Genomic DNA, 13,948 nt, shown 5'->3' on the forward strand with positions numbered 1-13,948 from the left:
CCGGATACCATGCATTTCTGCATGGCACCCTTTTTATAAGCTGTAAACTTTTTTGCCCCCTACATATGTTTCAACAACACGAGTGTCAAGAATTTCTTCTTCAGATTTCAAATTGAACAAATCTCTGTCGAGCATTATAAAATCTGCAAGCTTTCCTGATGTTATTGTGCCCTTTATGTTTTCTTCCCCGGAAGCATATGCTCCTTCGATGGTGTACGCTTTTATTGCTTCATTTATGGACAATTTTTCTTCTGGCAGATAAATCTTTTTCTCTTGGCCGTTAATGTTTTTTCTTGCAACTGCAGTGTAAATATTAGGCATTGTGTCAAATGATTCAACAGGGCAGTCTGTGCCGAATGATGCGTGAATTCCCTTGTCAACCATGGTCTTCCAGGCATATGATGTATTGGCCAGCTCTTTTCCCACTCTGTCAGCAACTATATTCATGTCATAGTCTATGAATATTGGCTGAATGAATGCAAGTACGTCCAGCTCCTTGAAACGATCAAGCAAATTATGATCTGTTATCTGGCAGTGAACTATGCCGTGACGTGGGTTGTTCGAAGGATCTAGTTTCTTTGCATTTTCTATGGAATCAAGAGCCATTTCTATTGCCCTGTCTCCTATGGCGTGAATTGCTACAGGACAATTTTGTTTATGCGAAAGAAGAACTAATTCATTCAAATCTTCCTGACTGAACATTTCAATCCCTTTTGTGCTTTCATCGTCATTATAATGATTTCGAAGAGCTGCAGTCCTGGCACCCAAAGAACCGTCACTTAAAATTTTTAAGCATGCAACACGATATTTGTCATTGCCGTAACCGTAATGATAATTTTTCTTAAAAAAATCTTCTGCAATAGTCTTATCCATCAACAAGCACTGTTCGCTTATACGGATGTTCAAATCCCCGGATTCGTCCAATTCCTTCAAAGCAGTGAACAACATGTCGTAATTGCTGTTTGGCATATATCCTATGTCATCGCTCTGCACTGATGTGAGACCTTGTGCAAATGCTTCGTATTGAGCTTTAACCAGCACTTCTTTTAATATCTGCATATCCAATGTGGAAATCATGGACTTCACATTATCCAGCAAACTTTCCTTAATTACGCCGTTTGGTTCTCCGTCAGGCAGAAGCTCCACAAGTTTTCCATACTTAGCTGCAGTTTCTTTCGTTATTCCCATTAATTTAAGCCCTGCAGAATTTAGCACTCCTATATGAAAGCAAGCTCTCATTACAAGTACAGGAACTTCGCCTGTTATGTCATCCAGATCAAATTTGTTTGGAAATCTTTTTTCATCAGTGAAATAATCGTGATTCCAGCCTTCGCCTTCAACCCAGGTGCTGCCGTTAAGTTTTTCATCCTTCATTCTTTCTGCAATGCGTTCTCTTACTTCGCGGATGCTTTTAGTTCCTGTGAGATTGATGCTCCTCAGACTTTTGGCATAATGCACAAAATGCATGTGGGAATCGTTGAGTCCTGGCAGTACCAAGCGTCCTGCCATGTCAATTTCCATATGAGCACGTCCATTTTCATTTAAATAATTTCTTGCGCCATCCAGGGTTCCCACATATGTAAACTTGTCATCCTGTACAACAAATGCTTCTGCGTTGGGATTTGAAGCATCTACTGTATGGATGTTTCCGTTTTTAAATAAAGTTATCAATTCTTTGCCTCCATACACGCCTTTTATGAAATTTTTATGATTATATTCTTTCTTTTTTTAGCTTTCTGTCAAAATAGTAGTAAACAACACAGCCAATTGCTGGAACTATGAAACCTATAAGGGCTGTTACAGGGTCTTCGATGAATGTGTTTATCATAAGACCTGCGAATATTAAAATTGTTATGAATACAGTAACAGGATATCCCCAGATTTTATAAGGTCTTTCAAGATCAGGATATTTCTTTCTGTATACCAAGACTGCGCCTACAACAAGTACGTTGAACAGCATTCCTGTGAATACAACCATGCTTGTAAGCTGGTCAAGGTTTCTGCTCAATACCAGTATAACTGAAATTATACATTGTGCAATGATTGCAGTGGAAGGAACTTTGTATTTAGGATGTAAATTCCCAAAGCTTTTGAAGAAGTGGCCTTCTTTTGCCATTGCATAATAAGTTCTGGGGAATGTAAGAATCATTCCGTTCAATGAACCAAACATTGATATAATCATACCCACAAGAACAATTGTACCGCCCACGTTGCCGAATATTCTCTTGGCAACTTCCGTACCCAGATAATAGTTGTCTGCATTTATCATGGCAACAATTTCATTATGAGGCAACACTTTGTAAACTGAGTAGTTGAACAATGTATAAAGTACAAGGATGCCGCCGATTGCAATAATTAATGAAAGAGGAAGGTTTTTCTTAGGGTTCTTCATTTCTTCAGCTACTGTGTTTAAATTAGTCCATCCTTCATATGCCCACAATGTTGCAACAGTGGCAAAAGCAATCATTCCTAAGATGCTTGTGAAACTAACCGCGCTGCCGTCAGCAGGAACCAGACTTAAATCAGGAGTTTGTTTTCCAAATATTAATGCTCCGAACATGATGATTGCTATAGGAATAAGTTTAGCAACCATGGAAACATTCTGAAGTATTGAAGCTTTTTTAACTCCCATGTAATTATAAACTGTAAGTGCCACAATCAAGACAACTGCTATTAACTTTACTGTCATGTCGCTTAGTTCAAAGAAACTTCTAAGGGCCGTAGGCAGTGCAACAGCAATTGCTGCAATAGAACCTGCTCCACTTATAAGCCAGCTTACAAAACCAAACAAAAATCCCACTATTGGGTGATAAGCTTCATTCAAATAAACAACCATACCTCCAGCAACAGGTCTTGAAGCACCAAGTTCCGCGAAACATAGTCCTCCAAGCAGTGATACAATACCTCCCACGATCCAGCACAATATGGCAAGACCCATGCTCATGCCTGTTCTCATCAATACGTAAGAACCTAAATAGAAAATTCCGGAACCAATCATGATTCCACCGATGATGCTCACGCCGCCGAATACGCCGATTTCTTGTTTGAATTCGGATTTTGTGGATTCCATCATCTTTGTAGCTTCATTTTTACTCATACTCTTCTCCTTTATAATTGATTTAATAGTGCTTGTTACTCAAATAACAATCAAGCAATTACTGTGCCAAGTATAATTCTATTATATTACTACAATATGACTGGGGTTTGGGAGTGAATTATCCTCGTGACAACAAAATAATAGGATAAAAATAGAAAATAATCCTATTAATATCTTATTTGTGTTATAATAGGGTAAATGTTTTGGAGGTACTATGAAGACCATATTGATGATATATAACAACAGAGAAAATTGGAATGTTATTGAATATCTTAAAAAATGTGTGGAATCTATTTTTGAAAATTATGTACAGGTTGAAAATGTGTTTTTAACAGAGCTTGGTGAGCATGAAATGATAGAAGGTGACATATACCTGGTTTTGTATGAACACATGATTTATATTTTGAAAAAACACATTACTGACTTTGACAAAGTTGTTGTAATGACAAGGGGAATAAATAAAAAGTTTGTCAATGAGATAAGAAAAGTTGCAGACAACACAGACATCCTGGTTGTGAACGATTCATATGAAAGCACCATTCAGACCACAAACACATTTTATGAGCTGGGCATTAGCAACATCAATTTTATACCCTATGAAAAAAGGCTGGATGTTAACAATTTTTACAATGATATTAAAATTGCCATCACTCCTGATGAGATGAACCTGATTCCGCCTCATATCGAAAAGGTTATTAACATTGGATACAGGGAAATAGGATATGACACCACAATCAGAATTATGCAGAAACTGAGGCTGGGCCATAAGTCTGTAAATCGTAACATCATAAAAAACATGAACGACATTGTGGAGCCTAACGCTGTTTTTAAAAGCAACTACCTGAACAGTTATCTAAAGGGTGAAATGTTGGATAAAATGATATTTAATTCCTATGAAGGAATATTGCTGACGGACAGCAGCTACAACCTGGTTTATTCCAATGAAAAACTCAACCGTATTTTCAATGTATATGACGATTATACTGACAAGGGCATTGATAATTTTATTGGTGGAGAAATTTTGGGGCTCATATGCTGTGCAGATTTTAAAAGCAAGCTTATAAAGATTAATGAAGAAAATTATGCTGTTGAAAAATCTCCTGTAATGCTTATGGATCATGCCATAGGATACAATTTCATATTCAGGCATGAAAAAGACATAAGGGACCTGGAAATAAATCTGAAGAATAACCTGGTGAAAAAAGGCCTTTTTGCAAAATATTCATTTGAAAAAATTATTCACAAATCAGATGCCATGATGCACTGCATAAGTCTTTCGAAAAAGGCAGCCCTCACAAATTTCACCATACTCATACAAGGTGAAAGTGGAACGGGCAAGGAGCTCATGGCTCAGTCCATACATAATTTTTCGGACAGAAAGGAAATGCCATTTGTTGCAATCAACTGTGCTTCACTGCCGGAGTCTCTTCTGGAAAGTCAGCTGTTTGGCTATGAGGGTGGTTCGTTTACCGGTGCAAGCAAGAATGGAAAAATAGGATTGTTTGAACAGGCAAACACGGGAACATTGTTCCTGGATGAAATCGGAGACATTTCTCCAAATGTACAAAGCCAGCTTTTGAGAGTTATTCAGGAAAAGCAGATAATGCGAATAGGAAGTGACCGTGTAATCAACATTGATGTAAGAATAATAGTTGCTACAAACAAAAATCTGGAGGAAGAAGTGCACAAGGGCAACTTCAGGAGCGATTTATTTTACAGGCTCAACGTTATTCCGATAAAAATTCCTCCTCTCAGGGAACGAAAAGAAGATATTTTTTTACTTCTTAAATATTTTCTGGGTTCAAATTATTCAAAGGTAACTAACGAAGAAAAAACATCAATAATGGAATATAGTTGGCCGGGCAATGTGAGGGAGCTTGAAAGTGCAGCAAATTATTTCATGACTCTGGAGGAGTTTCCGAAGGGAATTACACAAATTGTGACAAAAATTGCTCCAAAGGAAGCCAAATCAGATGAAATTGAAATATTGAAAATCATCAGTAAAAACACGGACGATTTTCATGGAATAGGCAGGACAGGCATAATATATTATTTGAAGGAAAGAGGAATCAGAATAAGTGATGCCAGGACAAGGGTGATATTGGAATCGCTGAGCCAAAATGGATTCATTGAAATAAGAAAGGGAAGATCAGGCAACAGAATAACAGAAAAAGGCATGAATTTTCTAAACATGGCATGAAAATTGCTTTAATTAAGCTGATAATAATTGAGGGAGGAATTATGGGAAATTTATCTGAAAAAACAATCAAGACCATTGAAAGGGAAATGAATTATTGGAAGATACCCGGAGTTTCAATTGCAGTAATTAAAGATGGGAAATTGATGCAGTCAATTGGATTGGGTATGAGAAATGCAGAAGAAAATCTGCCTGTAACGGCTGATACAATGTTTGGAATAGCATCCTGTTCTAAGTCCATGACATCTGCACTTATTTCAATTCTTGTGGACAAAGGTGTATTAAATTATGATGAACCGGTGACAACTTATGCGCCTAATCTTGTGATGAAGGATCCTGCAGCAAGGAACATGACGCTGAGAGATATGCTTTCTCACATGACGGGTTTTGGAACTCATGATGCCTTGTGGCCTGGAGACACAAACAGGGATGATCTGGCAGTAAGATTAAGATACATAAATCCATGCACGGACTATAGAAAAGAAGCCATTTACAGCAACGTAATGTATGCATTGGCAGGCTATGTTGCCGAATGTGCAACAGGAGAGGCGTGGGATGATTTGATGAAGGAATATATTTTCAGTCCTCTGGGCATGGAACGCACAAATTGCTCGGTTGAAGAGATGAAAAAGGATTTGGATTATTCTTTGCCATACCGTGTGAGAAACATGAAAAGCTGTGCTCTTGATTTGTGGAATGTGGATCTGGCAGGCCCTGCCGCTTCAGTTAATTCCACTGCCAATGACATGGCGAGATGGCTCATGATGCACATAAATGGAGGCAAAAAAGAAGACGGCGCTGATTTGATTAAATCCGGAACATTCAAAGAGATGCACACTGTCTTGTGCTCAATGGAAGACTCCATAGGCCGTGGAGAAGGATTTTATGAGTGCAGCGATTATTCAATGGGATGGAGAAGAGGGTATTACAAAGGTCATGATTTTTTCAAGCACACGGGAAAAATAGAAGGTTTTAGCTCCATACAATCATTTCTTCCTGATGATAAAGCAGGTGTGGTAATTCTTACAAATTTGCATTCACCAACCGTGCCGTTTATGTACAGCTCGTTGTACACAATTCTTGATGAAATACTGGGAGAAGAACATGAAAACTGGACAGAGAAGTTCCATGGTGAAGAACTGCCAAAAGAAGAAGATTATCACGACTGCGAACTGAATTATTTCACAGAAGAACAAGTTACTGGTACTCAGCCAACACTTCCTTTGAAAAATTATGAAGGTACATACAATGACAATGGCTATGGCACTGTTAAAATCATTTATGAAAATGATCATATTTACATGCGCTACAGAGACATGAATATATGCTTAGAGCATTATCACAAGGATGTGTTCAGAGCAGATGGAGTATTGGAAGACATATACACAATTTCGTTGCCTGTAAGTTTTCAAACAGAAAACGGAGTTGTAAAATCTGTTGCTGTTCGTTTTGAAGAGATGGTTCCGGACATAATTTTCACAAAACTCTAACGAACATGAGATCCTTCACTATCGTTCAGGATGACAGCGTTAGGGTTTGTCAATGGTTTGAGTATAGCTTATAATAATGGTATTTATTAAATAAATGTAACATAAGGCTGTGTATAAGGTATGGCTATATCTGAAAATAAGTATATAATAGAAAGTAGGAGCAACAATACAAGAGTTATTGTTAAATATTGCACGATCAAATAAACAATTATAAAAATTGTGTAACAGGAGATGTTATAATGATTAGTTTAAGCAATGGAAGCGAAACTCTTTTCATACCTTTGTACGGCAAGGCTCGCATGAGCAAGGAGAAAAAAATTATCTCCGACAAAAAGGCAGAAGAAATCATCGACAGCATAGATTATGATTTCAAGAAGCTTAAGGTTGCGAAAAAAATTCAGGTGTTTATGAGCCTCAGGGCAGCAATTATTGACGATTTTACAAAAGGATTCATAGACGAAAATCCCGGATGCATTGTCTTGCATTTGGGATGCGGCCTGGACTCAAGAGTATTGAGGGTTAAAAGAAAAGCAAAGAGATGGTATGATCTTGATTTTCCGGAAGTTATCAAGATCAAGAAACAATTTTACAAGGAAACAATCAACTACAGGATGATTGGCTCATCCGTAACTGATTACAGCTGGATTGACAAGATTGATTATGAAGATGAACCTGTCCTTGTCATTGCTGAAGGTCTTTTGATGTACTTAAACGAAGATGAAGTTGAAGAACTTCTCATCCAACTTAAAAACAAATTTACAAATGCTGAAATTATTTTTGACGCGTTTTCAAAAACAACAGTCAAATATTCAAAATACCAGCCTTCTCTGGGTAAGACGGAAGCTAAAATTCAGTGGGGCTCAGACGGTCCTCATGAAATTGAAAAATATGCTTCAGGTATCACTCACATCGATACAAAGTATCTCAATGACGATTACAGGGTGAAGTTCCTGAACAGCTACTACAGGTTAATGTTTAATATTACAAAATTTTTCAAGTCAGCAAGGGAAGCGCAGAGAATATTTATTTTTGAACTTCGAAGCTAAGAATATTCTTCAAGTATACAATAAACTTGCGACCTACTATATTATAGGGCTCAGCTTGTTGTAGGGGAGGACCTCGTGTCCTCCCGATGATAACAAATATAAGGCTCACTCATAGAATCAAACATTGCCGTATCTCCTGCTCAATGCACATCTCTGTCCTATTACCATAGAGGGGATTATTCGTGGTAAAACTTATTGCTCTTGTTTTTATATTGAATTGGTGAAACACCCATATAATTTTTAAATGCCCTGCTGAAATAATGCTGGCTGCTGTATCCAACGATATTGGCTATGTCATTTATAGTGAAGTCTTTGTCCTTGTCAAGCAATAATTTAATAGCCATGTCAATACGGAGTTTATTCAGATAATCTGTAAAGTTTTCTCCTGTTTTGTGCTTAATTATCCTTGTCAGGTTTGATTGGCTTGTGTGCAGCTGTTCAGCAATAAGATTCAAAGTAAGGTCATTTTTGGAATAATTTTCTTTAATATAAACAATTGCTTGATTGCCGATACACTTGCTGCTTAATTCAATTGTATTGCTTTCACCCAGTTTATTTAGTTCCCACATTCTTTCTCGGTATGAATCTAAAGCTTTAATAATGATATTTTTAAAATTGCGGTATTGTATCGGTTTGAGCAGATAGCTGAAAACACCATGTTCCAGCGCCTTTTGTGCATACTCAAACTGATCATATCCAGAAATAATGATTATCTTAGCGTTTGAATCTATTATTCTTGATTTCTCTATTACTTCAAGCCCGTTCATGAATGGCATGTTTATATCTATAATAATCAGTTCAGGCTGGTAATCTTTTATTAATTGAAATGCTTCTTCTCCATCTTGTGCTGTTCCTACGACTGACAAATTTAGGTCGTAAGATTCTATTAATTTTTTTAATCCATTGCGAATTGTTTCCTCATCATCTGCTATTACAGCTCTGAACACTGAAATCCCTCACTTATCTTTGGTATTTTAATTGATACTTTTGTTCCAATTCCATATTTACTATCAATAGAGATGCTATATTTGTCTCCGAATGTGAGCTTTAAGCGTTCATTGATGTTATAAAGCCCGTAATGTTCTGATTCAATGGAATTCATAAGGTTGATTCTGATTTCCGTAAGTTTCTCAATATTCATTCCCAACCCGCTATCTTCCACCTCAATTTTTACCTGATCATTATCTTGAAATATGTCAATATTGATAGTTCCTTTTTGTTTTTTAAGCTTTAGCCCATGGTAGATAGAATTTTCTACAAGCGGTTGAATTATCATTTTAGGTATTAGGTTTTGCGAAATTTGTTTTGTTAAATTAATATTGTAATTGACTTTGTCCTTGTAGCGCATCTTCTGTATTTCCAGGTAATTGCGCACATGCTCAGTTTCATCATAAATTGTAACGAATTCTTTTCCGCAGCTTAGTGACAATCTGAAAAAATTTGAAAGTGAATTAATCATGTCTGCAACATCATAGGCATTGTAATCTAAAGCTTTCCACTGTATGGTGTCAAGAGTATTATATAAAAAGTGAGGATTTATTTGGGACTGCAACACCCTAAGTTCAGCATTTCTTTTTTGGGCTTGTACATCGTAAACCTGTTTAATTAATTTTTTGATATCCATCAACATTTGGTTGAATACTGTTCCTAAGACAGATATTTCATCGCTGCCGCTGTAATTGAAAAATGAATCAAGGTTTCCGCTAGATACTTCAACCATTTGGATTTTTAATTTTTGCAGGGGTTTTACAATGGTTCCAGATACCATAATTGCAAATAGAACTGCAGATAACAACAAAACTATTCCAACCTTAAATATCATGTTTATAATACCGTTGGTCTGGGCAAAAATGTTTGTATTTTTGATCATGGTGCAGAGCATTAAATCTTCCGTGTAAGGAATTGAAGAGTAAAATACGGTTGAATCATTGCCTGATTTATCTTTTAAGGCAACTGTTCCGAAATTTGCTGCCTTCGAACTACTTACTATTTCAGATAATCCTTCTGATTCAATATACTTGCTTGTAAGTTCATCTTTTGAAATAGAGTATATATCCATATCTTCATTCATTATCCACGAAAATCCATCATAAACTTCAATGCCGGCAGCTATTTCGGAAATTTTATCCAAGTTTACTGCGCCGTTAATGAATCCAACTTTATCACCATTATAATTAACTATAGGATAACATATTATGAAAGCTGGTGTACTGTCTGACTTTGAAATTATAGGTTTTGAAATTATGTATTCTTTTTGGGATGACATTACCTTTTCAAAATAATCACGCCCTGATATGTCTATAGTAATATTATCATTTACCCATCCATATCCATCAACAGCTCCTATTGCGAAAGTCTCATTGAAATTTCCATATTGATTGCTCAGGACTTTATTTAAATTTGTCAAATAAGGCTTTAATGTAACAAGATCAAGATTTTTAGTGGAAGCATGCTCGTGAATTATTCTGATTTCGCTTATTCGCTGGTTAAGCCAGGAGCCTATTTCATTTGATTTTGAATTTATAAGCTGTAAAGTCTGATATTCTGCCTGTTCCATATTTGAAGTTTTAACAGTTGTTTCCAAAATTATTAGGATAGGAGAAATAGCAAAAGCAATACATAGCACAAATGATATGATAATTTTTAAACGTAATGACATAATAATTCACCTTGTATTTCTATTAATATTGGACTATATATCATTATACAGTATTGTCCGGATATTTCAACATCTGAATTAAAGTGTAAAAATAAGCATATTAGTGTAAATACTTTATGAATTCAAAATGTTAAACTAATAACACAAATAAATAAATATTTAACAAAACGGAGGAGTAAAAATTGAAAAGGATTTTAGCATTTTTATTGACAGTTATGATGGTTGCGACCCTTGCTGGCTGCAGCAAGAGTGAACAGGCAGATGCAAAAGGATCATCCATAGAAGACGGCGTGTATGAAGGAATAGGATACGGCAAAGGCGGAGAAATAAAAATTGAAACAACTATAGTTGATGACACAATAACTGATATTAAGGTACTTAGCAACAATGAAACACCTGGGTTCAATTCTGCAATGGATACTTTGACTGAAAGCATTATATTAAAGAACAGTGTTGATGTAGACGGAGTTTCAGGCTGCACGCTGACTTCAAAGGGATTTCTTGAGGCAGTGAATGCTGCGCTTACTGCAGCAGGAGCAACTCCTGACATGCTTAAAAAAATTGATGTAGCTTCGGATGCAAGCGATAAAAAATCAATTGAAGAAACTCATGATATAGTTATTATAGGTGCAGGAGGAGCCGGACTTACTGCAGCCATAGAAGCCAAAAATGCTGGAGCAGATGTAATAGTTCTTGAAAAGATGCCTCTTGCTGGAGGAAATACTTTAATTTCAGGTGCTGAATATGCAGCTGCAAACAACTGGCTTCAAAAGAAAGAAGGTATAGAGGATAGTGTTGAACAACATATGCAGGATACACTAAAAGGCGGAGACTACAAGGCTAAGGAAGAACTAGTAAGGACCATGGCAGAAAATGCTCTTGCAGGGGCTGAGTGGCTAAGAGATGAAGTAGGAGTTGTATGGGAAGAAGAATTAATGTTCTTTGGAGGCCATTCTGTTAAAAGAAGCTTGATTCCGTCAGGAGCAAGCGGAAAAGAAATAATCACAAAGCAATTAGCTAAGGCAAAGGAATTGAATATTCCAATACTTTTAAATACAAAGGCTGTTTCTTTGATTACAGACAATGGAGGCAAGGTAATCGGAGTTGAAGCTGAAGGAAAAGATGCAAATTATACATTTACCACAAATAAGGCTGTAATAATTGCTTCAGGAGGGTTTGGATCTAATATTGAAATGAGAGTAAAATATAATCCTGAAATAGATAAAACTATTCTTTCTACTAATTCTGTAGGAAGTACAGGTGACGGAATTGTAATGGCTGAAGAAATGGGTGCTTCACTTTTAGGAATGGAATATATTCAGACATATCCAATCTGCGATCCTTTGACTGGAACACTTCTTTACTATGATGATGCAAGATTGTACGGTCATACTATTATAGTAAATAAGGAAGGCAAGAGGTTTGTTGAAGAGTTGGGCAGACGTGATGTGATGTCAATGGCAATCAAGGCCCAAACTGGTCATGTGTGCTATGAACTGCTTGATCAAAAAGGATTTGAAGCCAGCAAGCTTCAGGAAAATCATGGACCGGAACTTGAGTATCTCTATAAAAATAATCTTCTTGTAAAGGCTGACACAATAAAAGAAGCAGCAGATTTCTTCGAAATAGATGCAGAAGAATTGCAGTCTACCGTTGACAGATATAACGGCTATGTGGCTGACGGAAAAGATCCTGAATTTAATAAAAGAAGCTTGCCTTCTACTGTGGAAGTAGGACCTTTCTATATATGCAAAGCTGCACCGGCTGTTCACCACACTATGGGAGGAATAGAAATCAATTCAAAAGCACAGGTGTTGGATACTGAAGGAAATGTAATTGAAGGACTTTATGCAGCAGGTGAAGTAACAGGAGGAATACAAGGAGCAAACAGATTAGGGAGCAATGCTCTTGCAGACATAACAGTATTCGGAAGAATTGCCGGACAAAATGCATCTAAGTAAATATTAACAATAAAAAATGCTTTAGACTAACTTGTCTTGGGCATTTTTTTATTGGGGGATAGCTTTTTGTACGCATTTGTATATAATTAAATAGTAGGACAGAGTCTTAAGTAATAATTGACATGCTTGCTACAGTAAATCTTAATCATGTTATATTGCAGATAATTCAAAGTGAAGGGTTTGCCTGTGGGGTACCAAGCACTTTGGGATGGCTGATTCTTCGTAATTATGCAGATGCATTCATTTCGTGTCCGGACAGTTTTGCTGCTCTGGCCATGAGAATGCTTAGATTTCCATTGAAGGGAGACTTCCCTATTGTATCACGCGAGTTAGGTGCTGCAGGACTTGGAATTGTATGGGACGCGGAGCTTGGTATAAAACATTGATAATGATTAAAAATATAAAAAAACTATGAGGTAAAATTATGAATGAAACTATTAACTCAATGATTAAAAGAAGAACCATAAGAAAGTACAAACAGGAACAAATAACCGATGAAGAGCTGAATGCTGTTTTAGAAGCAGGATTATATGCACCAAGCGGAGCAAACCAACAGTCTGCTGTATTAATTGTTGTTCAGAACAAAGATGTGATTAAAAAACTTACAAAGATGAATGCCGAATTTTTCGGAAAAGATATAGATACATATTACGGTGCTCCTACAATCGTTCTGGTACTAGGCGACAAAAATAAACGAACACCTGTGGAAGACGGAAGCCTTGCTCTGGGCAACATGTACAATGCAGCATATTCACTGGGACTGGGAGCATGCTGGGTACACAGGGAAAAACAGATGTTTGAAAGTGAAGAAGGAGTATCTCTTCTAAAGGAATGGGGAGTTGAAGGAGAATTCATGGGAGTTGGTGCACTGACTCTGGGATATCCTGACTGCGAACTGCCTGCACCTCCGGCAAGAAATGACAACCGAGTTTTCTTTGTGAAGTAATTTAATGATTAATTAAAATTGATAAAAGGACCGTAGCTGAGATTGATTTATGCTTCGGTCTCTTTTTATTTAGATAATGAATAACTCATACTTATTTGAAAGCAAATATACCATTTTAATAAATTAACATAATACATATAATGGTTAAAAAAATATCGAATATTGTCGAATCGGAATTTTTATTTTATTAAAATTTATTGAACGACCTAACATAACAATGAAGACAACGCATAAATATGAGCCGGTTCGGTGAAGAATGTCCTGTTTTAGAGCGTTTAATTTTAGCAAAATGAATTATAAAATGCATAAATAGTAAAAATATATTATTCTTTTTATTGTTAAACGATTGACAATTATACTTATAAGTGTTAATATTTAGTCGATATTACAAGTTGTACATATGTGGCAGTTTTGGCTAAGTGAAATATAGGCCATTACTATATAAGAATTTATTGAAGATTCTGATGTCTTTGAACGTAGTTTATAAATTTATATTGTGCATTGGTTCGGAAGGCTTCAATAGAATTCAACAATAAAATAAATTGGAGGAAG

General features: G+C 36.4%; 10 protein-coding genes. 6 read left to right on the plus strand and 4 right to left on the minus strand.

From position 1 onward, the window contains the following. Positions 1-33: 33 nt before the first annotated feature. Positions 34-1,671 (minus strand): amidohydrolase, encoded by a 1,638-nt coding sequence (locus BN358_RS01050; protein WP_019227462.1) that lies wholly within the window; start codon positions 1,669-1,671, stop codon positions 34-36. 40 nt (positions 1,672-1,711) lie between these two features. Further along, entirely contained in the window at positions 1,712-3,097 is a 1,386-nt protein-coding gene (locus BN358_RS01055) for an APC family permease (RefSeq protein ID WP_019227463.1), read from the minus strand. Between the two features lie 214 nt (positions 3,098-3,311). Here BN358_RS01055 and BN358_RS01060 point away from each other — a divergent pair, with 214 nt between their 5' ends. The 3 genes from BN358_RS01060 (at position 3,312) to BN358_RS01070 (ending at position 7,830) form a co-directional block, all read left to right on the plus strand. After that, positions 3,312-5,297, plus strand: coding sequence for a sigma 54-interacting transcriptional regulator (locus tag BN358_RS01060; protein ID WP_019227464.1), 1,986 nt, complete (start codon positions 3,312-3,314; stop codon positions 5,295-5,297). A gap of 41 nt (positions 5,298-5,338) precedes the next feature. Further along, positions 5,339-6,784: a serine hydrolase gene (locus tag BN358_RS01065; RefSeq protein ID WP_019227465.1), complete on the plus strand. Its 1,446-nt coding sequence runs from the start codon at positions 5,339-5,341 to the stop codon at positions 6,782-6,784. A 239-nt stretch (positions 6,785-7,023) separates the two neighbouring features. Then, positions 7,024-7,830 carry a class I SAM-dependent methyltransferase gene (locus BN358_RS01070; protein ID WP_019227466.1) on the plus strand — a complete coding sequence of 269 codons (807 nt, stop codon included), beginning with the start codon at positions 7,024-7,026 and terminating at the stop codon, positions 7,828-7,830. A gap of 176 nt (positions 7,831-8,006) precedes the next feature. Here BN358_RS01070 and BN358_RS01075 read toward each other — a convergent pair whose 3' ends face one another. Next, a complete protein-coding gene (locus BN358_RS01075) occupies positions 8,007-8,777 on the minus strand; it encodes a response regulator (protein ID WP_019227467.1) in 771 nt (256 codons plus the stop codon). Further along, entirely contained in the window at positions 8,762-10,489 is a 1,728-nt protein-coding gene (locus BN358_RS22145) for a sensor histidine kinase (protein WP_019227468.1), read from the minus strand. The genes BN358_RS01075 and BN358_RS22145 overlap by 16 nt, the downstream gene beginning before the upstream one ends. A 182-nt stretch (positions 10,490-10,671) precedes the next feature. Here BN358_RS22145 and BN358_RS01085 point away from each other — a divergent pair, with 182 nt between their 5' ends. The 3 genes from BN358_RS01085 (at position 10,672) to BN358_RS01095 (ending at position 13,396) form a co-directional block, all read left to right on the plus strand. Next, positions 10,672-12,450: a flavocytochrome c gene (locus BN358_RS01085; protein WP_019227469.1), complete on the plus strand. Its 1,779-nt coding sequence runs from the start codon at positions 10,672-10,674 to the stop codon at positions 12,448-12,450. A gap of 122 nt (positions 12,451-12,572) precedes the next feature. After that, positions 12,573-12,836, plus strand: coding sequence for a hypothetical protein (locus BN358_RS01090; RefSeq protein WP_019227470.1), 264 nt, complete (start codon positions 12,573-12,575; stop codon positions 12,834-12,836). A 38-nt stretch (positions 12,837-12,874) separates the two neighbouring features. After that, positions 12,875-13,396 (plus strand): nitroreductase family protein, encoded by a 522-nt coding sequence (locus tag BN358_RS01095; protein WP_019227471.1) that lies wholly within the window; start codon positions 12,875-12,877, stop codon positions 13,394-13,396. Positions 13,397-13,948 lie beyond the last annotated feature (552 nt).

The sequence above is a fragment of the Sedimentibacter sp. B4 genome (genome assembly GCF_000309315.1).
GTDB classification, from domain to species: Bacteria; Bacillota; Clostridia; order Tissierellales; family Sedimentibacteraceae; genus Sedimentibacter; species Sedimentibacter saalensis.